20 protein-coding genes, 1 tRNA gene and 3 pseudogenes are annotated in these 26,127 nt (G+C 70.1%); 10 read left to right on the top strand and 14 right to left on the bottom strand.

What is annotated here, in order from left to right; genetic code table 11:
• Positions 1 to 144: 144 nt before the first annotated feature.
• Genes RUMESO_RS00220 through RUMESO_RS25555 form a run of 3 tightly spaced genes read right to left on the bottom strand, consistent with a single transcriptional unit; the run spans position 145 to position 2,746 of the window.
• On the bottom strand, positions 145 to 1,071 hold the full coding sequence (locus RUMESO_RS00220; protein ID WP_037277108.1) for a site-specific tyrosine recombinase XerD: 927 nt from the start codon (positions 1,069 to 1,071) through the stop codon (positions 145 to 147).
• Positions 1,068 to 2,591, bottom strand: coding sequence for a hypothetical protein (locus RUMESO_RS00215; protein ID WP_037277105.1), 1,524 nt, complete (start codon positions 2,589 to 2,591; stop codon positions 1,068 to 1,070). Before RUMESO_RS00215 ends, RUMESO_RS00220 begins: the two co-directional genes overlap by 4 nt.
• 2 nt (positions 2,592 to 2,593) lie before the next feature.
• A complete protein-coding gene (locus tag RUMESO_RS25555; protein WP_169791108.1) occupies positions 2,594 to 2,746 on the bottom strand; it encodes a hypothetical protein in 153 nt (50 codons plus the stop codon).
• Positions 2,747 to 2,901: 155 nt separating this feature from the next.
• Between RUMESO_RS25555 and RUMESO_RS00210 the strand changes: the two genes are divergently transcribed.
• From RUMESO_RS00210 to RUMESO_RS00200, 3 genes are read left to right on the top strand one after another with little or no spacing between them, the layout of a single operon-like run.
• Positions 2,902 to 3,510: a shikimate kinase gene (locus RUMESO_RS00210; protein ID WP_082483279.1), complete on the top strand. Its 609-nt coding sequence runs from the start codon at positions 2,902 to 2,904 to the stop codon at positions 3,508 to 3,510.
• Positions 3,507 to 4,601 (top strand): 3-dehydroquinate synthase, encoded by a 1,095-nt coding sequence (aroB, locus tag RUMESO_RS00205; RefSeq protein WP_037277101.1) that lies wholly within the window; start codon positions 3,507 to 3,509, stop codon positions 4,599 to 4,601. The genes RUMESO_RS00210 and aroB overlap by 4 nt, the downstream gene beginning before the upstream one ends.
• Before the next feature lie 10 nt (positions 4,602 to 4,611).
• On the top strand, positions 4,612 to 5,220 hold the full coding sequence (locus RUMESO_RS00200; protein ID WP_245639095.1) for a hypothetical protein: 609 nt from the start codon (positions 4,612 to 4,614) through the stop codon (positions 5,218 to 5,220).
• A 781-nt stretch (positions 5,221 to 6,001) separates the two neighbouring features.
• On the opposite strand, the gene RUMESO_RS00195 is transcribed toward RUMESO_RS00200, so the two are convergent.
• From RUMESO_RS00195 to RUMESO_RS00160, 9 genes and pseudogenes are all read right to left on the bottom strand, one after another.
• Positions 6,002 to 6,481, bottom strand: coding sequence for a hypothetical protein (locus RUMESO_RS00195; protein WP_156362561.1), 480 nt, complete (start codon positions 6,479 to 6,481; stop codon positions 6,002 to 6,004).
• Between the two features lie 16 nt (positions 6,482 to 6,497).
• Positions 6,498 to 6,845, bottom strand: a complete 348-nt coding sequence (locus RUMESO_RS00190) for a RidA family protein (protein ID WP_037277097.1) — start codon at positions 6,843 to 6,845, stop codon at positions 6,498 to 6,500.
• Positions 6,846 to 7,133: 288 nt separating this feature from the next.
• A complete protein-coding gene (locus tag RUMESO_RS00185; RefSeq protein ID WP_051520871.1) occupies positions 7,134 to 9,227 on the bottom strand; it encodes a class I SAM-dependent methyltransferase in 2,094 nt (697 codons plus the stop codon).
• Positions 9,228 to 9,553: 326 nt separating this feature from the next.
• Entirely contained in the window at positions 9,554 to 9,886 is a 333-nt protein-coding gene (locus tag RUMESO_RS00180; RefSeq protein WP_156362559.1) for a hypothetical protein, read from the bottom strand.
• Between the two features lie 177 nt (positions 9,887 to 10,063).
• Positions 10,064 to 11,188, bottom strand: a complete 1,125-nt coding sequence (locus RUMESO_RS26695) for a hypothetical protein (protein WP_037277095.1) — start codon at positions 11,186 to 11,188, stop codon at positions 10,064 to 10,066.
• Between the two features lie 43 nt (positions 11,189 to 11,231).
• A pseudogene (locus tag RUMESO_RS28770) lies at positions 11,232 to 11,882 on the bottom strand (glycosyltransferase family 2 protein); the annotation flags it as partial.
• A 411-nt stretch (positions 11,883 to 12,293) separates the two neighbouring features.
• Positions 12,294 to 12,367, bottom strand: a tRNA-Gly gene (locus RUMESO_RS00170).
• Positions 12,368 to 12,415: 48 nt separating this feature from the next.
• Entirely contained in the window at positions 12,416 to 12,652 is a 237-nt protein-coding gene (locus tag RUMESO_RS00165) for a dodecin family protein (RefSeq protein ID WP_037277092.1), read from the bottom strand.
• A 62-nt stretch (positions 12,653 to 12,714) separates the two neighbouring features.
• The gene (locus tag RUMESO_RS00160) at positions 12,715 to 14,784 is read right to left on the bottom strand and encodes an ASKHA domain-containing protein (protein ID WP_245639094.1); all 2,070 of its coding nucleotides are present in this window, start codon (positions 14,782 to 14,784) and stop codon (positions 12,715 to 12,717) included.
• Positions 14,785 to 14,928: 144 nt separating this feature from the next.
• On the opposite strand from RUMESO_RS00160, the gene guaB reads away from it, so the two are divergent.
• From guaB to RUMESO_RS23690, 3 genes and pseudogenes are all read left to right on the top strand, one after another.
• Complete coding sequence (gene guaB / locus RUMESO_RS00155) at positions 14,929 to 16,377, top strand: IMP dehydrogenase (protein WP_037277091.1); 1,449 nt, start codon at positions 14,929 to 14,931, stop codon at positions 16,375 to 16,377.
• Positions 16,374 to 17,550: pseudogene (locus RUMESO_RS00150) on the top strand (RsmB/NOP family class I SAM-dependent RNA methyltransferase). Before guaB ends, RUMESO_RS00150 begins: the two are co-directional and overlap by 4 nt.
• Before the next feature lie 433 nt (positions 17,551 to 17,983).
• Positions 17,984 to 19,760: pseudogene (locus tag RUMESO_RS23690) on the top strand (ATP-binding protein).
• Positions 19,761 to 19,769: 9 nt separating this feature from the next.
• On the opposite strand, the gene RUMESO_RS00135 reads toward RUMESO_RS23690, so the two are convergent.
• Positions 19,770 to 20,759, bottom strand: coding sequence for a glucokinase (locus RUMESO_RS00135; RefSeq protein ID WP_037277089.1), 990 nt, complete (start codon positions 20,757 to 20,759; stop codon positions 19,770 to 19,772).
• Between the two features lie 136 nt (positions 20,760 to 20,895).
• Here RUMESO_RS00135 and RUMESO_RS00130 point away from each other — a divergent pair, with 136 nt between their 5' ends.
• Complete coding sequence (locus tag RUMESO_RS00130; RefSeq protein WP_051520868.1) at positions 20,896 to 22,560, top strand: alpha-amylase family glycosyl hydrolase; 1,665 nt, start codon at positions 20,896 to 20,898, stop codon at positions 22,558 to 22,560.
• Here RUMESO_RS00130 and RUMESO_RS00125 read toward each other — a convergent pair.
• Complete coding sequence (locus RUMESO_RS00125) at positions 22,557 to 23,666, bottom strand: Ppx/GppA phosphatase family protein (RefSeq protein WP_037277087.1); 1,110 nt, start codon at positions 23,664 to 23,666, stop codon at positions 22,557 to 22,559. The two genes, RUMESO_RS00130 and RUMESO_RS00125, sit on opposite strands and share 4 nt — an antisense overlap.
• 158 nt (positions 23,667 to 23,824) lie before the next feature.
• Between RUMESO_RS00125 and RUMESO_RS00120 the strand changes: the two genes are divergently transcribed.
• From RUMESO_RS00120 to RUMESO_RS00110, 3 genes are read left to right on the top strand one after another with little or no spacing between them, the layout of a single operon-like run.
• A complete protein-coding gene (locus RUMESO_RS00120) occupies positions 23,825 to 24,121 on the top strand; it encodes a virulence factor (protein WP_037277085.1) in 297 nt (98 codons plus the stop codon).
• A 26-nt stretch (positions 24,122 to 24,147) separates the two neighbouring features.
• Complete coding sequence (locus RUMESO_RS00115) at positions 24,148 to 25,071, top strand: methylenetetrahydrofolate reductase (RefSeq protein WP_037277083.1); 924 nt, start codon at positions 24,148 to 24,150, stop codon at positions 25,069 to 25,071.
• Positions 25,072 to 25,074: 3 nt separating this feature from the next.
• Positions 25,075 to 26,124: a methyltetrahydrofolate cobalamin methyltransferase gene (locus RUMESO_RS00110; protein WP_037277077.1), complete on the top strand. Its 1,050-nt coding sequence runs from the start codon at positions 25,075 to 25,077 to the stop codon at positions 26,122 to 26,124.
• Positions 26,125 to 26,127 lie beyond the last annotated feature (3 nt).

Genomic DNA, 26,127 nt, shown 5'->3' with positions numbered 1-26,127 from the left:
GGGAAAAAGGGTCGCGCCCGGGGGCGCGACCAGTCCAACAGGGAGGAGAGCCCGGGCGACGGAAGGCACGCCCAAGCCCGACCAGATTCGCACGAAGTGATGAAGATTCGGTTGACGAAACCGAGGATTATGGCGCGTCCGCCATCACTCCGCCTCATTCCGTTCCGCCAGGGGATGCTTCGTCAGCACCAGCTCCCGCAGCCTCTCGTCGAGGACGTGCGTGTAGATCTCGGTCGTCGCGAGGTCGGCGTGCCCCAGCATGGCCTGGATCGACCGAAGGTCCGCCCCGTTCGCCAGCAGGTGCGTGGCGAAGGCGTGCCGGAGCCGGTGCGGCGTCACGCGGTCCAGCGGAATCCCTGCCTGCGCGGCGAGGTCCTTGAGCAGCGCGAAGAACCCCTGCCGGGTCAGGTGCCCCGCGACGCCTCGGGACGGAAACAGGAACCTCGAGGGTTGCGCCCCTTTCGACTTTCCTTCCTCCGCCGCGTCTCGTTCGCCCAGCCACTCGGCCAGCGCCTCACGCGCGGGCGGCGACAGCGGCACCAGCCGCTCCTTCCCGCCCTTGCCCCTGACGAGGATCACCCGCGGGTCCCCCCGCGCCGCCGCCACCGGCAGCGACACGAGCTCGCTCACCCGCATCCCGGTCGCATAGAGGAGCTCCAGCAGGCAGGTGTTCCGCATCCGGTCCCCGGCGCCGGATCGCGCCGCCGCGATCAGCGCTTCGATCTCCGGCACCTCCAGCGTCCCGGGCAGCTTCCGCTCCTTGCCCGGCCCCGACAGCCGCAGCGTCGGGTTGTCCTCCCGGAATCCCTCCTCGTGCGCGAAGCGGAAGAGCTGCCGGATGGCCGAGAGCCGCCGCGCCCGTGTGGCCTTGGACAGGCCCTGCGCCTCGCAGGACAGGAGGTAAGCGTCCACGTCGCCCCGCGACACGTCGGAAAGCTGCACCCCCCTATGCGCGAGCCATCCCGAGAAGTCGTTCAGGTCCCGCCCATAGGCGAGCCGCGTGTTGGCCGCCGCGTCCCGCTCGGCCGCGAGCGAATCGAGGAAGGCCCCGACCCAGGTCGCTCCGCTCACGCCCGCGCGTCCAGCAGTAGGAACTGCAGGGCCGCTCGCCGGGCCACGTCCTCGAGCCCCGCCGCCCGCAGCGTGGCGATGGCCGCCGACACCGCCGCGCGGTCGCCGTCGATGCCCTGCCGGAACCCGTCCATCGCGTTCAGGACCGCTTCGCCCACCCGCTTCCCGGAGAGCTCGGCCTCGAGCTCCGCCGGCACCTCCGTTCCCTGGAACCCGGCCAGCACCGCAGCCGAGGGCGCGTCCGACCCCTCGACGCCGTCCACCTCGCCCAGCGCCACCGCCCGCCAGACCCTCTCCTGCGCCGTCGAGGGCTCGCGCGATCGCGCCGCCGCCTCGTAGGCCGGCGACAGGAGCCCGATCCGGTAGGCCAGCGCCCCCGCATCCCCATCCAGCCCGAGCCCCACCAGCGCCTCCCCGAAGAGCTTGGCGAAGGGCACCTCGAGCCCGACCTCCTGCATCCCGTCCCAGGCCGGCTGCAGCGCCTCGGCCACCTTCGCCCTGTCGCCCGCCTGCACAGCCCGGTCGAGCGCCTGGATCGCCGCCGCGCGGTCCCAGACCCCGCCCGAGGCCGCCGGCTGCCGCGCCGTGTAGACCCCCAGCAGCACGTTCTCCGACACCGCCCCATGCCGCGCGAGCCGCTCGGCCGCCTCGATCTGCGCCCGCCAGGCGACCGTGTCCCGCAGGTCCGCATGGGAGAAGGCGAGCGGCAGCCCCGCCGTGGGCATCAGGTCGCCGACGGCCTCCTTCATCCGGTAGACGAGAGGGGTGGGCCTCTCCGGCGGCAGCAGGCTTTCCTCCGGCTCCGCGAACTCCGGGTCGAGGAACTTCGTCAGCAGCTCCTCGTCCTCCGGCGTGACGTCGCCCAGCGCCCGCGCCGTGTTCAGCGTCAGGGCCGCCGCGTTCCAGTCGCCGTTCCGCGCCGTGCAGAACACCCGCGCCATCAGCGTCGGCGCCAGCGACGGGTGGCTCCTCAGGACCGCGCAGGCCTGGTGCTCCGTCCCCTGCAGCAGCGTCACGTCGAACCACCGCCGGAAGGCCTCCGGTTCGAGCAGGTCCCCCGACTCGAGCAGGGCCCGCGCCGCGTCCAGCGCCCCCATGTCGAGGAGCTTGTCCACCCGCGCGAGGAACAGGTCCGTCCCGTCGCCCCCCTCCGGCGACTCCGCCTGCGCGAGCATCATCGTCACCAGCAGGTCCTGGAGCGCCGGCACCGTTTCCGCCTCTTCCGCACCGATGAGCGCGGCCAGTTCCCCCTCGTCACTTCCCGCCCAGAGGTCCGGCGGCAACCCCGTCACCTCGGCCGGCAGCACGCCCGAGAGCCCGCCGCCCGTCCCGTCGAGGGGCGTGACCGTGATCCCCGGCGCCGCCGCCGACTCGGCCACGGGCGGCTCCCCGGCGGCCACCGAGGACGTGCTCTCCAGGCTCTGCGACAGCCAGTCGATGGCCGACAGCGGCCTGTCCGCGTCCTGAGCCAGGGCAGGGGCCGCGGCGAGGCCCAGGGCGGCAAGAATGGCGAGGCGCATCCCTAGTCGATGTCCAGGTCCACGGGCTGGGTCACGTCCCGCACCGGCGCCTGGAAGTCGCCCGGCATGACGAAGGGGCCGATATAGGCATAGGCCACCAGCGCGATCCCGGCGAGGACGGCCAGGATCAGCAGAACCTTGATGAGTCGCCACATCGCCTGCTCTCGGTCCCTCTCGCGGCCCATCTCACGGGGCGGCCACGGCGACTCATATATGGTCTTTTCGGGGAGTTCACCCCTATAGGGGACAGGAAGCGCAAATCGACGCCGGGGCAGGGCGCCCGGGCGCCACAGGACGGCTGTTGGACAGGATGGGCGGGGGCGGAACGCGAAAGTCATCGGCACGGCCCCGCAAGGTCCGGGCCCCGGCCTCCCGTCCGCCGCGCCTCAGGCGCAGCGTGGTCCTCGTCGGCATGATGGGCTCGGGCAAGACCGCCGTGGGCCGGGCGCTCTCCGCGCGCCTCGGCGTCCCCTTCCTCGACAGCGACGCCGCCATCGAGGAGGCCGCCCAGGCCACCATCGCCGAGATCTTCGCCCGCGACGGCGAGCCCTTCTTCCGCGACCGCGAGGCCGAGGTGATCGCCCGCCTCCTCGCCGGTCCCCCCGCCATCGTCTCCACCGGCGGCGGCGCCTACATGGCCGAGCGCAACCGCCTCGCCATCAGCGAGAAGGGCGTGGCGCTCTGGCTCGACGCCGACCTCGACCTCCTCTGGGACCGCGTCCGCCATAAGGACACGCGCCCGCTCCTGCGCACCCCCGACCCGCGCGGCACCCTCGCGAGCCTCTACGAGAAGCGCGTCCCCATCTACCGGCTGGCCGACCTTTCCGTCCGCGCCGAGCCCGGCTTCTCAATCGAGGAGACCGCCGCCCGCGCGCTCGAGGTGCTCGCCACCCGCCCCGACATCCTGGAGACGCCATGACCGTTCGCGTGGACCTGCCCGGCCGGGCCTACGACATCGAGATCGGCGAGGGGCTCCTGGACCGCGCCGGGACCTTCCTGACGTCCCATCTTCGCCGCCCGAAGGTCGCTGTCGTCACGGACGCCAACGTCGCCGCCCGTCACTGGCCCGCATTCCGGGAATCGCTGACCCGCGACGGCATCGAATCCGAGGTGCTGGTCCTTCCAGCGGGCGAGGGCACCAAGGACTGGACCCACCTCGTCCGGACGGTCGAGTGGCTCCTCGCCCAGAAGGTCGAGCGACGCGACCTCGTGGTCGCCCTCGGCGGAGGCGTCATCGGCGACCTCGTGGGCTTCGCCTCGGCGATCCTCCGGCGCGGCGTCCGCTTCGTGCAGGTGCCCACGACGCTGCTCGCGCAGGTCGACTCCTCGGTCGGCGGCAAGACCGGGATCAACACCGCGCAGGGCAAGAACCTCGTGGGCGCCTTCCATCAGCCCGTCCTCGTTCTAGCCGACACCGCGCTCCTGCGGACCCTCCCGCGTCGCGACTACCTTTCCGGCTACGGCGAGGTGGTGAAATACGGCCTCCTCGGCGACGCCGCCTTCTTCGATTGGCTCGAGACGAGCGCCCCCGCGATCCTCGCTCAGGACCCCGCCGCGCTCGACCGCATCGTCCGCCGCTCCTGCGAGATGAAGGCCGAGATCGTCATGCGCGACGAGACGGAGGAGGGCGACCGCGCGCTCCTCAACCTCGGCCACACCTTCGCCCACGCCCTAGAGGCCGCGACCGGCTACTCCGACCGCCTCCTCCATGGCGAGGCCGTCGCCATCGGCCTTGCCCTCGCCTTCGACCTCTCCGCCCGGCTCGGCCTCACTGCGCAGGAGGACCCCTCCCGCGTCCGCGCCCACCTCCGCGCCATGGGCATGAAGGCGGCGCTGGCCGACATCCCGGGCGACCTTCCCGACGCCGAGGGCCTGCTGGCCCTCATGGCCCAGGACAAGAAGGCCGTCGCCGGCCGCCTCCGCTTCATCCTCGCGCGCGGCATCGGTCGATCCTTCGTGGCCGACGACGTGCCGACCGACGCGGTGATCGAGGTCCTCCGCAACGGCTAGGGCAGGGCGCATGACCCTCCAGAATCGCGTCCTCCCCACGGGCCAGATTGTCGCGATCCCGATCCAGGGCACCTTCATGGGCAACCGCGGCATCCTCCACCGCGGGGACGGGACCCTCGGCCCCGCCCGCTGGAGGCACCCCCACTGGATCTGCTGCGTCCTTTCCTTCAAGGATCGCCACCGCCCGGTGATGACCCCCGGCCACTACACGGAACTCTTCTTCCACGACGAGGCCGTCGCCCTCGCCGCCGGCCACCGCCCCTGCGCCGAGTGCCGGCGCCGGGACCACCTGCTCTTCCTCGAGGCCTGGCGACTCGCCCATGGCGAGCGGCCCAAGGCGGCCGAGATCGACCGCAGGCTCCACGCGACCCGGGTCGAACCGCAGACGCGCTGTCAACGCTGGCACCGATCCCCCTCGCGGCGCTCCCCGACGGGACCTTCATCCGCCACGACGGGACCCCGGCGCTCGTCCACGGCGACCGCCTGCATCCCCTTGGCCCCCTCGGCTACGGCGCTCCCCTGTCGCGCCCCGCGAGCGGCGAGGCCGAGGTCCTCACGCCCGCCCCTCTCGTCGCGGTCCTCCGGGCCGGCTACGCACCCAGGCTGCACCCGTCCCTGACGCCGTAGGGCAGGTGTCCACCTTCCGCCCTCTCGGAACGCTGCATCGTCCCTCCCTCTCGTTCAGGCGCGCGTCAGCCCTCCACGGCCGAGGTCGCTGGACCGCCCGCGTTCGGCCGTCATCAGGTGCCCCCCAGCGCACCGCGCCGCCGACGCCCAACCGGGCCGATTCGCGCTGCAGGAAGGTGCCCCTCACCCGGCGACGCAACACCCCGGCCCGAGCGGTTTGCGAGCTGGATCAGAGCCTTGCCCCCAGGGTGTTGCGTCCCTCACCCCCCACCGAACGCCCGGGTAACGGATCGTTAACCTCCGGGCCGCATCCTGGCCCGCATCAGGAGCGCCGCCCCGCGACGCCCCCCCCTGGCCCGCTCAAGACCTCACAGCAGGAGAGCGCTTGCGTCGGAGGAGGCCTCAAGGGGTGAGCCTCCCCTCGGCAGGGGCTTCGATCGGCCAGCCCCTCGCCAGGACAGACAGGACCGATCATGTCCGGGGCTCCGGTCCTTTGCCATGCGCGAAGGGCGGAGAGAGGCTTCACGGACGAGAGCTCTTTGAAAGGTGGGCGCAGCCCCCCCACCTCCTGGGAGGCCACGGCGTCCAATACTCCGGACCGGCCGCAAAGACCCAGCCGCCGCGTGTCGCGCACACGCCCCTCGCGCCCTGGCCGTGGCACGCCCGGCGCGACCCTCGGGCACGACGGACCGGCGCGGCGCCAACCCCGCGCCCCCGTAACGGCCCGAGACCCCTTTCACATCACGCAAGGGCGCGAATTCAGCGCGCCCGCCCTACGGCCCCACCTCGATCCCGCCGCAACGGAAGGCGACCGCCCCGTCCCGGGTGAACATCGTCCCCTCGCCACCCGCGAGGTCCATCCGCATCCGCCAGAAGGTGATCCCATGGACCTCCAGCGCCAGCGGCATCCCGACCCCGCGCGAGGCCGAAGCCACGAACTCGCTGAGGCCCACCCTCGCGAAGAACTTCCCCTCCGCACCCAGGGCCTCCGACGTCCTCCCCACGACCCCGGCCAGCTCCCCGGGGGCGTTGGACGGATCGCTCAGGCCCCAGCCGCCCTGACGAGCGCAGGCTGCGACTCCGTCCAGGTCCAGCCCCCTCACGCAGTGCAAGGGCGATCCGAGCTCCGACGGCTGCCACAGCTCGACCCGGAAGGCCCGGCCGTCCTCGGCCAGGCAATCGAACTCCACCGGCGCCTCCTGCGCCGAGGCCGCCAGGGGAAGAAGGGCCATGACCACCGCGAACCGGATCATGGCCCCCATCATAGCCCTAGACCGCCGCCGTGACGATGATCTCGACCTTGTAGTCCGGCGTGGCGAGCTTGGCCTCGCCCGTCCACCGCGCCGGAGGATTCTGCCGGTCCACCCAGGCGTCCCAGACCGCGTTCATCTCCGCGAAGGTGGCCATGTCGGCGAGCCAGATCTGCGCCGTCAGCAGCCGCGCCTTGCTCGTCCCGCAGGCCGCGAGCAACCGGTCCACCTCGGCCAGCACCGCGCGGGTCTGGTCCGTCACGCTGGCCCCCGGCGCGCCGACCTGCCCGGCGAGATGGGCGATGCCCCCGTGGATCACGGCCTGGCTCATGCGCGGGCCCGGCTCGATGCGGGTGATGTCGGTCATGCGGAGTCTCCCTTTCTGAGTGCGCGCCGTCCCTAGACCGGGCGCCCTGCAAGCGGAAGGCCCGACGGGCCAGGATCGGGATCCACCCGGCCCATACCGTCTCGTCGCCCTCGGCGGGGCCGACGGAACGGACGCGGAATCCCGACGAGCCACCTCGACCTCGGCCAGTGACGGCTGGATCAACCGTCTGTCGGCGCGACGGGACCGCCGTCCCACGAACATCGCGCCGCAGGAGCCCCCAGGCCCTCAACCTGTCGGCGGCGAGGCCGGCAGGAGGTCACGCCGTGCCTAGCCCGGCCTCCTGATGGCCGTCCGCAAGCCCCTCAGCGGAGCCGTCAGCTTCCATGACAACGATTCCCGGTAAGCCTCGACAGACCTCTCGAGGGCATGCACCCTGTGAGAGAGCTGCGCCGCCTCCTCGCGCGCGAGGCTGAGCTTCGCTTCGAGATCGTTCTGCGACGCCCGGTAGTTGCTCATCTGCAGCGAAAGCTGCCCGACGGACCCAAAGAAGACCTGGAGGAGGTCTCGTATCATCGGAGACGAGGCCGGCGCCGGCAGATCCGGCGCGTCCGTCCTCAGCGGGCTGTCCTCGCCGACGACAAGGACGCCCAGCCCGTGCCCGTGCCCGAACTCGATGTAGGGGAATTCGTCGCGCAGCTCGCGCCAGAACCGCCAGACGCCGAAGTCCATCCGATACTCGTTGACGTCGTGGAAGAGGATGACGCCCCTCCGCGAGAGCTTCCGCTTCCAGGTTTCGTAGTCCCGCCGGACGGCGGACGCCGAATGGAACCCGTCGATGTGCAGGAGGTCGATGGAGCCGTCGTCGAAATTCCCGACGGCCTTCGAGAACTCGGCGCGGATGTAGCCGGCGAAGCCCTGATACTGCTTCAGGTCCTCGGTGAACTCACGGAAGACGGTCGCATCGTGATAGCCCGCATGGGCATCTCCGACCCAGTTGTCGACGGCCACGCACGTCGTCTCCAACTCCAGCGACGCGACCGCCTGGCACGCCGACAGGAAGCTCGCCCCCCTATGGACTCCGAGCTCGACGTAGCAGCGCGGCTTCAGGAGCGCGAACAGGCTGAACAGGAACGGGACGTGCTCGCTCCAGGCGCTCGCGACCGGATGCCTGACGTCCCAGAAGCTGGCCTGGACGGCGGAGACGACCGCCTCCATCGTCAGCCCGGGCGCCGCCTCGTCCGGGAGCTTGGCGAACGCCCTCTCGTCGAAGTTCGCGCGCTGCCTGATGGTCCTGTCGAGGGTGAGCTCCAGATCGCCGACAGGCACGACACCGCTCGTGTCATTCATCGCAACAATTCTCCTTGAGAGCTCGAGACACACGGAGTCGTTCATCGCCTGCGCCAGGCTCATCGGAGCGGCATTCCCAGGCACCCCCTGGCGGTCATCTAAGGGCTTGGGGCTTTCGTCGGCCGGCAGGCCAGCGAACGCGAAGCTGCAGGATTCGAATTCCGATCGCACCCAGTCGCCCGTGCCGGACGGTGAGACCGGCTTCACCTCGCCATAGTCATGGACGATCAGGGGCAGTATGTCCGGCTCGTCCCCCCGAGCGAGCTTTCGCAGGGCCTCGGGATAATGCCAGTGGATGGGGCTGGACGACTCGGCTTGCAGGACCGTCAGCCTGTTGAGGGTGCCGACCAGGGTCTTTCGCCACGCCTGCTCGGGCGAGCGGGCCGGAAAGTGATAGATCTCGCCCACCTCCTTCCCCATCCTGGGGCCTTCGACGCGGTGCGTGACCGAATGGGCCCCGATGGGGACCAGGATGTCCGGGTCCTCGGCGGCCATCCGGCTGATGGCGAGCTTCCCGACCTTCGAGGGGCGAACCTGCCGGAAGCCGAAAGACGAGACACCCTCCGAGGCGGATGGGTCGGGGTAGCAGTTCCTCCAGCGGAAATGCAGGAAGTCCTCGCCATCGGCGGAATCAAGAACGTCGGTGAACTCCTGCTTGTCCCTGAATGGCAGGAATTCATCGGGATCGAGGAAGAAGAGCCAATCGAATCGACCGAGCCTCACCGCCTCGCTCCGGAGCAGGGAGATGACCTGTTCCTTCCTGAACTCGCGTTCGATGTATCGGTAGACCGTCAGGCGATCGCTGCCTCGCTCCCTGTCGAGCAGGACCTCCAGGGTTCCGTCCGTCGATCTGTGATCGGCGACCAGGACCTGATCGAACAGGGAGAGCGCATGGTCCAGCCAAGGCTCGATGATCTGGATTTCGTCCCTGACCATCGCGATGACGGCGGCACGCGCGCCGGCCCCCCCGATGGCCGGACGCGGCCCGAGCGACGAGGCCAGGGTCCGAAGCTCCGGCCGGGACCGATCCCCCGGCGGCCGAATGTTGCGGTTGGAGGCGTTCACCGAGGGCATTCATGCTTCGTCGTCTCATGAGCCGCATCAGTCACGTTCGCAGAGGGATCGAACGCGCGGGTTTCCGGGGAGCGTCTGACATCATCGGGCGCAAGTCGCAAGGTCGCTGCCCGGCGCCGGCCGATTTTCCTGCCCGGCGGCGCCCCTCGACCAGCGGGGCGTACATGCTGGCTCGCGGCCGGAGACGATCTTGCGCGAGGGGCGAGGACGGCGAGTCCTACCCATGCCCGTCCCAAGACGACTTGGCGGGATCGGGAGACGCCGCGCGGCCGTCCGGCCCCCGTTGGTGATCCCCGTTCCTGCCGACGGACAGATCGTCCGCTGGCTCATCCCCTCCGCGACCGCAGAAGGTCGATCAGGCGTCGCAGCGGGCCGGTCATCCGCCAGGTGGTGCTTGTGACCACCTTCTCGAGCTGGAGACGCTGCAGCTCGGCTTCCTGGCGCATCCGATCGAGCGCCGCACCTTGCTTCTCGAGCTCCCGGGTGAGCACGGCGATCTCCCTGAAGCGAATGTCGAGTTGCTCCTTCAGGCCAGCGACCTCGCTCTCCCGCGCTGCCAGGCTCGTTCGGAGATCCGCGCTCGACTCATGCGATTCGTGGATGTCCACGCCCCGTTCCTGCCTATCGGCGCCACGCGTTTCAGATTCGCTGCTGGCCATGCCAAACTCCCACTCGATCGCACGTCTCAGTCGTCCCGATCGTGTGGGCGACCCAGCGACCTCCCGGTTCACGGAGCCCACGCCGCAGATCGACACGGCGACGAGGTCCCTCCTGACACTCGGTCGCCCGCCGTTCAAGCTCGTGGCGGGCGCATCATGAAGCCGGAGCCTGCCCGATCAGTCGGCGCCCAGGACCAGCCGTCCGATCGGATCGAGAGCCCGCCAAGGCCCGTGAGTGCGGACGAACTCGGTCTCGCGACTGTCGTCGAGCTTGGATTGCTCGAAGATGGACGTCGGGCCATGGTCGCCGATCTCGCGCAGGTAGTTCCGGCCGCGCGCAACGGCGATCATCGCCACGCCCTGCTCCTGCGCCGCTTTCGCGAGCCAGAGGTCGATCATCCCGGTCGTCCCGGCCCGTTCGAGGCCGAAGTCGATGGCGGAGGTATGATACGCGACGGTGCCGGTTCCGAGGACATGGACCGGGACGTCCTCGCCGAGCTCCTGTCGGAAGCTCCAGGTTCGCCGCGAGACTCCGTCGTGGTATCTGCCGAAGCCGGGCTGCAGGATGGCGGCATGGACGCCGACGACGGCCCGCCGGTCGTATTGCAGGACCTTGGCGACCATGTAGCGGGCGTAGTTGCGCGGATAGGCGATGTCGTCGTCGACCGTGAGGTGGAACCCGTCCGGAACCTCATGCATGTTCAGGAACTTGCCGTTGTCCCGAAGGTCGCCATGCTCCTGCGAGCGCGTGACGCGGATCTTCTCGTGCCGCAGGAAGCCGGGCACCGACTCGAAGTTGTTCAGATGGATCCGGAACAGGTCCACCTGCGGCACGATCCGCGCCACCACGCGATCCAGGGTGGCAAGGCGCGGCGGGAAGGTCGCCATGGAGGCCGTGATCCGTTCGCCATCCCCGAAGCCGGGGACGGCGATCGCGGGCGCCGGGAAGCTCCGGTTCCTCAGGGGGAACTCCAGGCGGTGATCCACGGGCTGGCGATGCCAGGCCCGGTAGGCTCGCGCGTAGTCCTGGCGTGCCTCGGTCGGCGCGTCGACCCCGACCCTGTCCCCTGCCGCCTGCGGCTCCGGTCGCACCGTGGCCTGGCACAGGGGCAGGGGCAGGTGGCGCCACTGCGCCCCTGTCAGCATGAGCGTCATGCGATCGAGGAATTCGTCGTCGGCCGCGATCCTGACGGAATCGAAGAACCCGACGATGTCGAAGAGCTCCTTCCGGGCCATCATCGTCGTGCAGGCCAGGCTCTGCTCCCGACCACGGCGGAGGGCCGTGATCCCCTTCCGGCTCACGCGCCGGCGATCGACATGGCAGGCCAGCAGCGTACGGAGAGCCGCTCAGGGCCGCGTGCTGCGCCTCCAGCCTGCCGGGCAGCGAGACATCGTCGGAGTCGGACAGGGCTATGAACGGGGCGCGGGCCTCGAACAGCGCCAGGTTCCTGGCCCAGTAGGCCCCGCGGTTCGCATGGAGCCGGATCAACCTCACGCGTCCGTCTCGCTCGGCGATGCCGGTCACGACATCCGCCGTGCGGTCCGTGCTCTTGTCGTCCACGACCAGGACCTCGATGTCCTTCAGGCTCTGGGTCAGCAGGGAACCCAAGGCTGCCGCGACCGTGGCCTCCGAGTTGAAGGCGGTCATCACGACCGTCACCAGGGGACGGCGGGCCACGTCGGCAAAGACAAGGCCAGGACCGGCAAAGGCATCCTGAGGGAGGCATCCCCTCACGATGTCGTAGCCCAGATGCCGCCCGATCGCCTCGAAGTGGAGGACGAGGTTCGTCCCGACGGCGGCGGGAAACTCCAGCTCGTAGTCCTTCCGAGGAAGCTGCGCCGAGGGAGAGCGACCCAGCAGGGTCCCGTACCGCGCGAAGTGGCGAGCCGGCTCGATGCCGCTCAACTCCACGTCCGGGTACTGCCGGCAGTACCATTCCCTGTCGAAGGCGCGCGAGCCACGCGTCGTCGCGATGTCCTCGTCCGTCACTGTCATCTGGCCTGCTTGGCCCTCCTGCGCGCCGGTGGGCTTTGGCCACGGACCCTGCGGCAGGGTTGGATCCAGCGCCGCCCTGGCCCATCCGGTCGGGGCCAGCCAGTACTTGCCGTCGGTCGGCATTGACAAGGGGCTCTCGCTGGCCCCCGTCCCCTGGACCACCGCAAGTGGCTGGCTGTCGGACCGCTCCCCTGAAGAGGCGAGCCGCCGTCAGGACAACTCGGCGAGGGCAGGGCAGGGGGATGGCCTGACCTTGGCGGTCCCGTCGCGACCCCTTCCACCGCCCTCGGACCCGAGGTCATCCGACGGTCGACGTGCAGCAGGCCCAGCCGGACGGACCCATCCTGCAGGGTCACCGATGCCTCGCGGCGGCTGGTCCTCTGGATGCGCTTCGACGTCTGGGAGGGATCATGGAGCGGGTAACGGGAATCGAACCCGTAACTGAAGCTTGGGAAGCTTTCGTGATACCTTTTCACCATACCCGCGGTGATGCGCCCGAGGTAACGATCCCCTCGGGCGCCGTCAAGGACCCGTCAGGCGCCTCCGCCCGCCGTGCTCATGTCGTCCGAGTCGTTCAGGATGAAGGTGATCATCAGGTTCACGCGGTAGTTCGTGATCCTGTTGCCTTCGATGGAGACCTGCTGCTCCTTGATCCAGGCGCCGGTGACGTTGCGCAGGCTGCTCGTGGCGCGCTGGATGCCCTTGTTGATGGCGTCCTCGAAGCTCTGCTGCGAGGTGCTCGAGATCTCGATGACCTTGGCGACGGACATGGCTAACCTCCCCTGTTGCCATGCCCTGCGAGGGTAGCGCGAGGAAGCCCCCGCGCCAGCCCTCAGCCCCGCCGCCGCCGCCGTCCCTCGCCGCCGCCTCCGTTGGCGTTGAAGGACACCTCCGGCAGCGTCGCGATCTCCCGCAGGTTCGGGAACGGGTCGCTCGCGTGCGGGATCGCGTTCGCGGCGACGAAATGCTCCTGGAAGCGCGGCTCGATGGCGGTCTCGACCTTGTGGATATGCTTCACGAGCGCCTCGACCTCGCGACGCGCCGCGACCGAGCAGAGCGCGATCCGCGCGCCCGTCCCGGCGGCGTTCCCCGCGCTTCGCACATGGTCGAGCGGCACGTCCGGGATCATCCCCAGCACCATCGCGTGCTTGGGGCTGATATGCGCGCCGAAGGCCCCCGCGAGCGTCACCCGGTCCACCTTGTCTACGCCCATCTCGTCCATCAGCAGCCGCGCCCCCGCGTAGAGCGCCGACTTGGCGAGCTGGATCGCCCGGATGTCCCCCTGCGTCACGCTGATGCGCGGCCCGTCGTTCGCGGTCCCGTCATGCAGCAGATAGCTGTGGGTCCGCCCGGTCGGCTCGCAGCGCGCGGTCCCCGTCTGCTCCGCCGAGCCGATCAGGCCGCCCGTGTCCAGCAGCCCCGCCATCCGCATCTCGGCCACCGCCTCGATGATCCCGGACCCGCAGATGCCCGTTACGCCCGTCCCCGCGACCGCCTCGGCAAAGCCCGGCTGGTCCGACCAGAGGCTCACCCCGATGACCCGGAAGCGTGGCTCCTTGGTGTTGGGGTCGATCTGCACCCGCTCGATGGCTCCCGGCGCCGCGCGCTGGCCCGAGCTGATCTGCGCCCCCTCGAAGGCCGGCCCCGTGGGCGACGAGCACGCGAGCACCCGCGTCCGGTTGCCCAGCAGGATCTCCGCGTTTGTCCCTACGTCCACGACAAGGGACAGGTCCTCCGACTGGTCCGGCCGCTCGGCCAGCGCCACCGCCGCCGCGTCCGCGCCGACGTGCCCCGCGATCAGCGGCAGCACATAGACCCGTGCCGCCTCGTTGACCTCGGTCAGCCCGAGCTCCTTGGCCTCGAGGTCCAGCGACGACCCCGTCGCCAGCGCGAAGGGCGCTTGCCCGAGTTCCACCGGGTCGATGCCCAGCAACAGGTGGTGCATCACCGGGTTGCAGACGAAGACCATCTCCACGATGTCGCGCGCCGCGATCCCGGCCTCCTCGGCCAGCGACTTCGCCAGCCCGTCGATGGCGCTCCGCACCGCGCGGGTCATCTCCCTGTCCCCACCGGGGTTCATCATCGCGTAGGAGACCCGGCTCATCAGGTCCTCGCCGAAGCGGATCTGCGGGTTCATGACCCCCGCGCTGGCTTTCACCGTCCCGTTCCGCAGGTCCGTCAGGTGCGCCGCGATGGTCGTGGACCCCACGTCGATCGCCAGCCCGTAGATGCGCCCCTCGTGGAAGCCCGGCCAGACGTCCAGCACCCGCGCCGGCCCCTCCGTGCCGCGCCACAGCGCCACCGTCACTTGCCAGTTCCCCTTCCGCAGCGCGGGCTGGAGCTTCGCCAGCACCGACAGCGGCGCCGTCGCCTCCTCGACCTCCCATTGCTCCCGCAGCGCGCGGACCAGGCGGTCGAAGTCGCCCGAGGGCTCGTGCATGTCGGGCTCGGCCACCTCGACGAAGTGGAGGTGGGTCGCCGGGTCCATGACGATCTCGCGGTCGTCGGCGGCCTTGCGGACCACCTGCCGGTGCACCTGGCTCTCGGGCGGCACGTCGATCACGACGTCGCCCTCGACCTTCGCCTGGCATCCGAGCCTGCGTCCCTCGCGCAGCCCCCGGATGCGGTCGTAGCGCTGCTCGACGGCGTTCCAGCCGCTCAGGGCGTCCTCGGTCACGGTCACGCCATGCTTCGGGAACTCCCCGAACTGCGGTGTCACCTGGCACTTCGAGCAGATGCCCCGCCCGCCGCAGACCGAATCGAGGTCCACCCCGAGCTGGCGCGCGGCGGTCAGGACCGGCGTGCCGACGGGGAACCTCCCCCGCTTGCCCGAAGGCGTGAAGATGACGAGCGCTTCTTCGGGCGCGCTCTCGGCGGAGGGCAGGGGCAGAACCTGGGTCACGGGAAGCTCCTTCGGAGGCCGACCTCTTCTACAACGCGCGAAGGGCCGGACATGGACCGCCAGCGGCAGCCCGGGGCCGATTTGCGTCAGCCGCCGTTCCATGACAAGAGGCGCTGATTCCACATCACAGAGGAGTCGGCCCCCATGGAGATTCGCGAAGCCCTCACCTTCGACGATGTGCTCCTGGTGCCAGCGGCATCAAGCGTCCTGCCCTCCACCGCCGACACCCGGACCCGCGCGACGCGCGGGATCGCCATGAACATCCCGCTCCTCTCCTCCGCGATGGACACCGTGACCGAGGCGCGCATGGCCATCGCCATGGCCCAGGCGGGCGGCATCGGCGTCATCCACCGCAACCTCGACGTGGAACTGCAGGCCTCCGAGGTCCGCACGGTGAAGCGCTTCGTCTCGGGCATCGTGGACCATCCGATCACGCTCTCGCCGAACCAGACCCTCGCGGACGCCAAGGCGCTCCAGGCCCGCCACGGCGTCACCGGCTTCCCCGTGGTGGACGACAGGGGCCGCGTCGTCGGCATCGTGACCAACCGCGACATGCGCTTCGCCTCGGACGACCGCACGCCCGTCAGCGTGATGATGACCTCCGACAACCTCGCCATGCTGCAGGAGCCTGCGGATCTGGAGGAGGCGCGCTCCCTGATGCGCGCCCGGCGGATCGAGAAGCTCCTCATCACCGACGGGCAGGGCAAGCTCACCGGCCTCCTGACCCTCAAGGACAGCGAGCAGGCGGTCCTGAACCCGATCGCCTGCAAGGACTCGTTGGGCCGCCTCCGCGTCGCTGCCGCCTCCACCGTGGGCGACGCCGGCTATGAGCGGAGCGCCGCGCTGGTCGAGGCCGGCGTGGACATCGTCGTCATCGACACCGCCCACGGGCATTCGGAGGGCGTCGGCAAGGCCGTGAGCCGCCTCAAGGCCTTGTCGAACGAAGTTCAGGTGATCGCCGGAAACGTCGCCACCGCCGAGGGCACCCGCGCCCTGATCGACTCGGGTGCCGACGCGGTGAAGGTCGGCATCGGCCCCGGCTCCATCTGCACCACCCGCATGGTCGCGGGCGTGGGCGTCCCGCAGCTCACCGCCGTCATGGACGCCGCCTCGGCCGCCGGCGACGTGCCGGTGATCGCGGACGGCGGCATCAAGTATTCCGGCGACTTCGCGAAGGCCATCGCGGCCGGCGCCTCTTGCGCCATGGTCGGCAGCATGATCGCCGGCACCGACGAGAGCCCCGGCGAGGTGATCCTCTACCAAGGCCGCAGCTTCAAATCCTACCGTGGCATGGGCAGCCTCGGCGCCATGGCCCGGGGCAGCGCCGACCGCTATTTCCAGAAGGACGCGGCCTCGGACAAGCTCGTCCCCGAGGGCATCGAGGGGCAGGTGCCCTACAAGGGCTCGGCCCACGCCGTGATCCACCAGCTCGTCGGTGGCCTCCGCGCCGCCATGGGCTACACCGGCTGCGCCACCGTCGAGGAGATGCGCCGCAACTGCAGCTTCGTGAAGATCACGTCGGCCGGCCTGCGCGAGTCCCACGTCCACGACGTCCAGATCACCCGCGAGTCGCCGAACTACCGCGTCGGATGACCCCCGCCGCCCGCCTTGCCGCCGCCGCCGGGATTCTGGACGAGATCCTGTCCGGCGCCCCCGCCGAGCGTGTCCTGACCAACTGGGCCCGCGGCGCGCGCTACGCCGGCAGCAAGGATCGCGCCGCGGTCCGCGACCACGTCTACGACGCCCTCCGCCGCCGCCGTTCGCTGGCTTGGGTCGGCGGAGGCGAGACCGGCCGGGGCCTGATGCTCGGGGCGCTGCGGCTCGCGGGCAACGATCCCGCCACGCTGATGACCGGAGAGGGCCACGCCCTCCCGCCGCCTGCACCAGGGGAGCAGGGCCGGCACCTCGCCGACGCTCCCCTCGGGACCCGCCTCGACATGCCCGACTGGCTCCTCCCTCGCCTGCAGGAGTCGCTCGGCGACGATCTCGAGGCGGCCTGCCGGACGCTGACGCAGCGGGCTCCGGTGACGCTCCGCGCAAACCTGCACAAGGGCACGCGCGAAGAGGCCGCCCGGGCCCTCCTCGCCGAAGGGATCGGGACCGAGGAGGACCCGCATGTGAAGACCGCGCTGCAAGTGGTCGCCGGCGCAACGAAGATCGCCCAGTCCAACGCCTTCCGGAGCGGCGTTGTCGAGCTTCAGGACGCGGCCTCCCAGGCTGCTGTCCTCCGCCTGCCGCTCCGCGACGGCGACCGTGTCCTCGACTACTGCGCAGGCGGGGGCGGCAAGACCTTGACCATGGGCGCGCGGGCCGACCTTGCCCTCTTCGCCCACGACGCGGATCCCCGTCGAATGGCCGACCTTCCGCCCCGCGCGTCCCGCGCGGGTCTCGGTGTCGGCCTGCTGTCCGACCCCGCCGCCCGTGCCCCTTACGATCTCGTCCTCGTGGATGCCCCCTGCTCGGGCAGCGGCACCTGGCGGCGCACGCCCGACGCCAAATGGCGCCTCACGCCGGAGCGCCTCGCCGATCTCTGCACCCTGCAGGACCGCATCCTCGACGCCGCCCAGCCCCTGGTCGCCCCGTCCCGGATGCCTTGCCTACGCCACCTGCTCGATCCTGCGCGAGGAGTGCGACGACCGAGTCGCCGCGTTCATGGCCCGTCATCCCGGCTGGGAGGTCGCGGATCGTCTCAGCCTCCTGCCACGACCTGAGGGCGATGGCTTCTTTCAGGCCATCCTGCGTCGGACGGGCCACCCCCGGGCCTGATCCGGCGTGATGTTGCAATTCGTTAACGTTTTGTTAGCTTTCTTGAGGTCTCCTGCGTGGGCATGCCTCGCGAGGATCCGACTCCGTGTCCCTGACCAGTACCCCTGGCGCCGTTCGCGCCCGCAAGTCCGCCGACCTCGGCCGTCGTGCGCCGGTCTCGAACGTGCCTGAGCCTTCGGCACGGCTGCTTCGGCCGCTGCCGGTGGCGATCCTGGTCGCCTCGGTCGCGACCTTCATGCTCTCTGCCGCTGCGGGCGTGTCTTGGCTGCAGGCCGTCCTGGTGCCCATGGGGTCGCTCCTCCTGGCCGTCTCCTTTCTCCTGGCCGCCTCCGACCTCCTGCACCGGGCCAGGCGCCGCACGGTCCTGCAGGTCGCTGGGAAGCTGATGGGTCGGACCTCCGCCGACTGCTGCCTTGCCGACCCCGGGGGCAAGATCCTGATCCGGAGCCCAGTCCCTCCCGACCCGGAGGAGACCCCGCCGACCGTCGCCACCGCCCTCGCCCCCCTCGTCGCCGATGCCGAGGGCCTGGCATGGCGCCTGCAGGCGGAGGCCTCCGCGTCCGGCCACGCCGAGGCGGAGATCGCGACCCGATGGGGGCGGCAGCGTCTTACCGTCGATCGCCTGGCAGCCGAGACCTTCCTCTGGCAAGGTGAGGGCCTGGGCGATGGCAGGGAGGGCGCCGCCGACCCGCCTGTCCGCGTCTGGGACACGATCGAGGATCTGCCCCTCCCGCTTCTGAAGCTCGCCCCCTCCGGCATCATCCTGGCGGCGAACCGACAGGCCCGCGCGCTCCTGCCCATGCCGCTCCTCGATGGCACCCGCCTGTCGGACCTTCTCGAGGGGCTCGGCCGTCCGGTCGGAGAGTGGATCGCCGACATCGCCGAGGGGCGGCCGGCCTCCGGGCCCCAGTTCCTTCGCGGCACCGGCGGGCATCACGACACGATCCTGCGCGTTGCGCTCAGCCCCGCGGGGCCGGACGGGGGATCGCCATCTCGTCGCGGTGCTCGACGACGTGAGCGAACTCAAGGCCATGGAGGCCCAGTTCGTCCAGAGCCAGAAGATGCATGCCCTGGGCCAGCTCGCCGGAGGGGTCGCCCACGACTTCAACAACCTGCTCACCGCGATCTCGGGCCATTGCGACCTGCTGCTTCTGCGCCACGACCAAGGCGATCCGGACTATCCCGACCTGATCCAGATCAGCCAGAACGTGAACCGTGCGGCGAGCCTCGTGGGCCAGCTCCTCGCCTTCTCGCGCAAGCAGAGCATGATGCCCGAGACGATCGACCTCCGCGTCGCGCTGTCGGACCTCACGCACCTCCTCAACCGCCTCGTGGGCGAGAAGGTGCGCCTCGCGCTCCGACACGACCCGGCCGGTCTCTTCATTCGCGCGGACAAGCGACAGCTCGAACAGGTGGTCATGAATCTGGTGGTCAACGCCCGGGACGCCATGCCCGAAGGGGGCGAGATCCGGATCGAGACGAGCCAGCGCCGCCTCGACGGGCCTCAGGTGCTCGACCGCGCGACCATTCCTCCGGGGCGCTACGTCCTCGTCACCGTGACGGACGAGGGGACCGGCATCCCACCCGACCGCCTCCCCAAGATATTCGAGCCCTTCTACACGACCAAGAAGCCGGGCGAGGGGACGGGCCTGGGGCTCTCGACCGTCTACGGCATCGTCAAGCAGACGGGCGGCTTCATCTTCGCGGAAAGCGAGGTGGGCCGGGGCAGCACCTTCACGCTGTGGCTCCCAGCCCATGACCGGCCGCGCGCCCGCCCGGTGCCCGCGACGCCCGCGCCGCCGGTCACCCGAGTGGCGGCGGGCGTGGTTCTCCTCGTCGAGGACGAGGCGCCAGTCCGAGCCTTCGCGGTCCGCGCGCTGCGGCTGCGCGGCTACACCGTGCTCGAGGCCGACAGCGCCGAAGCCGCCCTGGCCCTTCTCGCCGACCGCGCCCTCGCGGTGGACCTGATCCTGACCGACGTGATCTTGCCCGACATGGATGGACCGACCTGGGTGCGGAAGGCGCTGGAGGATCGTCCCGGCATCAAGGTGGTCTTCGTCTCGGGCTACGCCGAGGAGGCCTTCACCGAGCAGAAGGCCCTTATCCCGGGCTCGGTCTTCCTGCCCAAGCCCTTCTCTCTCGTCGAGCTCACGTCGGTGGTGGAGCGTCAACTCGCCGGCGAGGGAAGCGCGACGCCCCAGCCCGCTTGAGGGAGATTCTCAGGCCGACGGCTGCGCGGCCTGGACAAGGCGCGCGATATGCGACGCGCAGCCGACCAGCGCCGCGTTGTCGTCCTCCACGACGCCGACACCGAAGGCCTCCATGAAGCCCGAGAAGCGGCCCTTGTCGCGGAACGCCTCGACGAAGCCGAAGTCGAGCAGATAGGGTGCGAAGGCCCGCGCGAGCCCGCCGACCAGCCAGACGCCGCCGAAGGGCAGGGTGGTGAGCGCCAGGTCGCCCGCGACAGCGCCCAGCATCCGCACGAAGATGCGCCCCGCCCGGACCGCTCGGCTGTCTCCGCCCTGGGACATCGCCGCCATGATCTCGGCCGAGGTCATTCGCGTCGGGTCGCTCTCTTCCTGGCCCAGCCAGTCGTGGACCTGGACGATGCCGCGTCCCGACAGCACCTCCTCGACGGAGCCGAAGCCGTACGCGGCCCCGACGAAGCGGGCCAGGCGGAGGTCCGCCTCGGACCGGACGGGCAGGGTGACGTGCCCGGCCTCGGCGGGTGGGACGAGGCGACCGGTCCCGGTCTCGAAGACCTGAGCGACGTTGAAGCCGGTGCCGACGTTCACGACGAGCTTGGTGGCATCGCGCCCGGCTTCCGCGAACGGGAGGATGGTGCTGGTCTTGGACAGGTCGAGGAAACCGAGGGCGTGGCCCTGCGCCTGCAGGTCGTTCAGGATCGCTGTCACCTTGGCGCCGGTAGCCTGGGCGAGTGTGGTGGTGTCGATGGTCCAGTCACGGTTGGTCAGGGTTCCGCGACCGTCCTTCACCGGACCCGCCACATCGACGCAGGCGCCCACGACCTGGACGTCGCCCGACTCGGACAGGAAGCGCCTCAAAGCCGCCTCGAGGCTGGGCTGCTCCGCGTTCGCATACCGCCGAATGGTGTCCGCCATCACTTCGGTCCCGTGCGCCAGCGCGACCCGGGTGTTGGTCCCGCCGATGTCGGCCACCAGCGTCAGCGTTTCGGCGGAAGGGGGCATGGCGGACCTCGCAGGAACCTGTCCAGCGCTGATAGGCCCCTGGCCCCCCCACATCAAGGGAGGCGCCACGGGGCTGGACGGGACTCGCCCCCTCTGCCATCACCGGCCCGGCTGCACGAACGGGGAGGGTCCTGAGATGACACGTACGCCCGATTACCTGCCCGGGGTCTCCCCCCTGGCCCTGGACCCGGATTGGTGGCGCGGCGCGGTGATCTACCAGATCTATCCGCGGAGCTACCAGGACTCGAACGGGGACGGGATCGGCGATCTTGCAGGCATCGCGCAACGCCTTCCGCACATCGCCCGGCTCGGCGCCGACGCGATCTGGGTCAGCCCGTTCTTCACCTCGCCCATGAAGGACTTCGGCTACGACGTGTCCGACTACTGCGACGTCGACCCGATGTTCGGGACGTTGGCCGACTTCGACCGCGTGGTAGCCGTCGCGCACGAGCTCGGCCTGAGGGTGATGATCGACCTTGTCCTCTCGCACACCTCCGACCGCCATCCTTGGTTCGTGGAAAGCAAGGCCTCGCGCGACAACGCCCGTGCCGACTGGTATGTCTGGGCCGAGCCCAAGCCCGACGGCACGCCGCCCAACAATTGGCTCTCCGTCTTCGGCGGGTCCGCCTGGGCCTGGCATCCAGGGCGCGAGCAGTATTTCCTCCACAACTTCCTGACCTCGCAGCCCGACCTGAACCTGCACGAGCCGGCCGTGCAGGACGCGCTTCTCGACGTGGTGCGATTCTGGCTTCGGCGCGGGGTCGATGGGTTCCGTCTCGACACCATCAACTTCTACTTTGCCGACAAGTATTTGCGCGACAATCCTTCGCTGCCGAAGGAGCTTCGGAACGACTCGATCGCGCCCTCGGTGAATCCCTACAACCACCAACTCCACCTGTTCTCCAAGAACCAGCCCGAGAACCTCGACTTCCTGCGCCGCTTCCGGGCCGAGCTGGTGCCGTACGGCGCTGCGGCCGTGGGCGAGGTGGGAGACGCCCAACGGGGCCTGGAGATCATGGCCGAATACACCTCGGGCGGCGATAAGGTTCAGATGTGCTACCCGTTCGAGTTGCTGCAGCCGACCCGCGCCACGGCGCCGGTCCTTGCCGGCACATTCGAGCGGCTCTCCCGCGCGGCGCCGGATGCCTGGCCTTGCTGGTCCTACTCGAACCACGACACCGTCCGGCACGTCACGAGGTGGCGTCTTTCCGACGCTGCCGCAAGGGCATATGCGACGCTCCTCATGTGCCTGCGCGGCTCCGTCTGCCTTTACCAGGGCGAGGAGCTGGGCCTGCCCGAGGCCGAGGTCGCCTACGAGGACCTGCAAGACCCCTACGGGATCGCCTTCTGGCCCGAGTTCAAGGGCCGTGACGGGGCGCGGACTCCCATGGCGTGGGAAAACTCCAACCAGAACGGTGGCTTCTCGAGTGTCAGGCCGTGGCTTCCCGTCTCGCCTGCGCACCTTTCCATGGCGGTCGGAGCGCAGGACGACGAGGAGAGCTCGATGCTCGGGCACTACCGTCGAGCGCTGGCCTTCCGGCGCCGCCATCCCGCGCTCCGCACCGGCGCCCAGTCGCCGATGATGGCGGCCGACGACGTGGTGGAGTTCGTGCGGATCGGTGGAGGAGAGCAGGTCTTCGTCGCCGCCAACCTCGGCGATGGTACCGCGCGGGCCGTCCTGCCGCCGGGTGAATGGCGAGTGGCCGGGCAAGGCCTCGGCGTCGACGTGCCCGAGGGCGCCACCGAGGTCGCGCTGGGTCCTTGGCAGCTCTGCCTGATGGTGAAGTCGGAGATCGCCTAGAGAGCGTCCTCCAGCGCGCCGTCCGCGCTCATCTGCGCGTAGAGCAGACCTTCGCGCAGCCCGCGATCCGCCACCGACAGCCGGTCGGTCGGCCAGAGCCGCATCAGCGCCTGCAGGATCGCCGAGCCCGACATGATGAGCTCGTGCCGATCCTTGCCGATGCGCGGATCGGCGCGCCGCCCCTCGGGCCCGAGCGCCAGATACTCCTTCACCACGGCGTCGATCTGGTCCGAGGTCATGCGCAGCCCGTCCACCTTGGCGCGGTCATAGCGCCGGAGACCCAGGTGGGAGGCGGCGACCGTGGTCACCGTGCCGGAGGTTCCGATGATCTGGAATCCTTCCCGCGCCTGCATCGTCGCGGATGGGGCGAAGCCCGCGAGGTTCTCCTCGAAGTACCAACTCATCAGCGCGTAGCGGGCGGAGTCGTCCTCCACGTCCTCGAACTGGTCGCGCAGCGTGGCGACGCCCAAGGGGACGCTGATCCAGTCCACGACCTTGGCGACCGGAAAGGGCCCGGGACTTTGCCGGAAGCCTGCGTGGAGCCGCATGATGGCCCGGGGCCGCTCGCGCTTCGGCACGGCCGTGAGGTCGATCCATACGAGCTCGGTCGAACCGCCGCCGATGTCCACGACGAGGAGTTGCTCGGTTCGCGTGGACACGAGCGGCGCGCAGGAGATGACGGCGAGCCGCGCCTCCTCCTCCGGCTGGATGATCTCGAGCGCGAGGCCCGTCTCGCGCCGGACCTGCTGGAGGAACTGCGCGCCGTTCCGCGCCCGCCGGCAGGCCTCCGTCGCCACGAGGCGCATCCGCCTCACGTCGTGCCGCAGGAGCTTCTGCTTGCAGATCCGAATCGCGCCGATGGTCCGCGACATGGCGGCACGGGACAACCGTCCCGAGGCCTCCAGCCCTTGGCCGAGCTGGACGGACTTCGAGAAGCTGTCGACCACATGGAACCCCGAGCCCTTCGGCTGGGCGATCAGCATGCGGCAGCTATTGGTCCCCAGGTCCAGCGCCGCATAGAGCGTCGCCGGGTCCGGGGGTTGGGGCGCGGGCGATTCGACCGCGATCGGGAACGCGCCCGCGCTCTCGGGACGCCTGGGCGCCATGGTCGCGCCCTCCAATCTGAACTTGCCTTCAATGTAGCCATGCCACCCCCGGCCGCGCAAGCGTCGCGGTCGCGCGATGCACGGGACATGTCGAAAACCGGCATTGCGGGTGTCGCAACTTGCCCTAGAAGCGGGGCCACGAGCTAGCTGAGGACCCCATGCCCGACGTGACCATCGTCTACTGGCGCGACATTCCGGCCCAGGTCATCGTCGGCCCGGGTCGCAGGGGGTCGAAGGTCCAGCTCTCCGAGCGGTTCGAGCAGGCCATCGACCGCGCCGCGATGAAGGCCGGCGCCCGCGAGACCGACACCTATCTGGCGGAATGGCGGAAGTCCGCGCCCTATCCCGTGGAGGGTGAGCCCGCCGAGGTGGCCAAGGGCGAGGCCCAGCGGCTCGAAACGGAATACGACACCGCGCGCCTGAAGGCGCTCATCGACAACCACGGCCGGGCGTGAAGCCCCTGCGCCTGACGGAGGCTCTCATGTCGCTCCTGCCCTTCCTGCGCCGCAAGCCCGAGGCGCCCACCACGCCCAGCGAGGCGACCTCCCGCTTCCTGAGCGGCTGGTCCATCGAGGTGATGCCCCGCACCGCCGAGAAGGTGGAGGACTTCCGCGCGATCCTGCCGCCCGGCACCCGCGTCTACATCGCCCATATCGACGGCACCGCCATCGAGGACATGGTCGCCACCGCCAAGCGGATCGCCGGGCAAGGCTTCGAGGTCATGCCGCACTTCCCGGCCCGCTCGATCGCCGATCGCGCCATGCTCGCCGACTGGATCGCCCGCTACAAGGGCGAGGCTGGCGTGAAGGAGGGCCTGATCCTCGCCGGTGGCCGTGCCGACCCGGCCGGGGAGTTCACCTCCTCCATGGAGCTCATCGAGACTGGCCTGTTCGACGGGTTCACGCGGCTGCACTTCGCCGGCCACCCGGAGGGGAACAAGGACATCGACCCCGATGGCTCCGACCGCATGGTGATGGAGGCGATGCGCTGGAAGCAGGCCTTCGCCGCCCGTACCGATGCCAAGGTCGCCCTCGCCACGCAGTTCAGCTTCGACGCCAAGCCGGTGATCGCCTGGGTGGACCGCCTCCAGGCCGAGGGGATCGACCTGCCGGTGCACATCGGCATCGCCGGCCCGGCGAAGCTCCAGACGCTCATCAAGTTCGCCATCGCCTGCGGCGTCGGCCCCTCGCTCCAGGTCCTGCAGAAGCGGGCGCTGGACGTGACCAAGCTCCTCCTGCCCTACGAGCCCGACGACGTGGTGGACCAGCTCGCCGCCCATAAGGCCGAGAACCCCGCCTTCGGGATCGAGCAGGTCCACATCTTCCCCCTGGGTGGCATCTCGACCGCCGCCACCTGGGCCAACACCCGGACGGGCCAGACGCCCGCCCTCGCAGCCAACGGATAATACATGACCCGCACCATCGTCGAATCGCAGACGAAAACCGCGATCATCGGCTTCGACCAGCCCTTCTGCGTGATCGGCGAGCGGATCAACCCCACGGGGCGCAAGAAGCTTGCCGCCGAGCTCGAGGCTGGCGACTTCTCGACCGTCGAGTCGGATGCTCTCGCCCAGGTCGCGGCCGGGGCGACCATGCTCGATGTGAACGCGGGGGTGGTCTACAATTCCAACCCCAACCCGAACGAGACCGAGCCGCCGCTCATGACCAGGATGATCGAGCTGGTGCAGGCCCTCGTGGACGTGCCGCTCTGCATCGACTCCTCGGTCCCGGCGGCGCTCGAGGCCGGGCTCAAGGTCTGCAAGGGGCGTCCGCTCCTGAACTCCGTGACCGGCGAGGAGGAGCGGCTCGAGTTCGTGCTGCCGCTCGTCAAGAAGTACAACGTGCCGGTGGTGGCGATCTCGAACGACGACACCGGCATCAGCGAGGACCCGGAGGTCCGCTTCGAGGTCGCCCGCAAGATCGTGCAGCGCGCGGCCGACCATGGCATCCCGGCGCATGACATCGTGGTGGACCCGCTGGTGATGCCGGTGGGCGCCATGGCGACGGCCGGTCTTCAGGTCTTCGCGCTCGTCCGCAAGCTGCGCGAGGAGCTGGGCGTCAACACGACCTGCGGGGCGTCCAACATCTCCTTCGGGCTGCCGAACCGGCACGGGATCAACAACGCCTTCCTGCCCATGGCCATCGGTGCCGGGATGACCAGCGCGATCATGAACCCGGTCGCGCTGCCCATCACGCAGAAGGCCATCGCCGAGAAGAAGGCCGAGGTCGCCGCCGCCGGGATCGTGCTGCCCGAGGGCATGGACGACGAGACCTTCGTGACCCTCTTCGGCCTTGGCTCCACCAAGTCGCGTCCGGGCAAGGAGATGGAGGCGATCCGCGCCGCCAACTTCCTGACCAACAACGACCCTTCGGGCGGCGAATGGATCCGGTTCAACCGGCCTCCGCAGGCCGAAGGCGAAGGACGCCAGCGCCGCGTGGGTGGACGGCGGCGCGCCTGAGGC

Origin of the sequence: Rubellimicrobium mesophilum DSM 19309, from assembly GCF_000600335.2 — a bacterium.
In the GTDB taxonomy this organism is placed as follows: Bacteria; Pseudomonadota; Alphaproteobacteria; order Rhodobacterales; family Rhodobacteraceae; genus Rubellimicrobium; species Rubellimicrobium mesophilum.
Note: the sequence above shows the minus strand (reverse complement) of the source record. Positions and strands in the feature narration are given on the sequence as shown.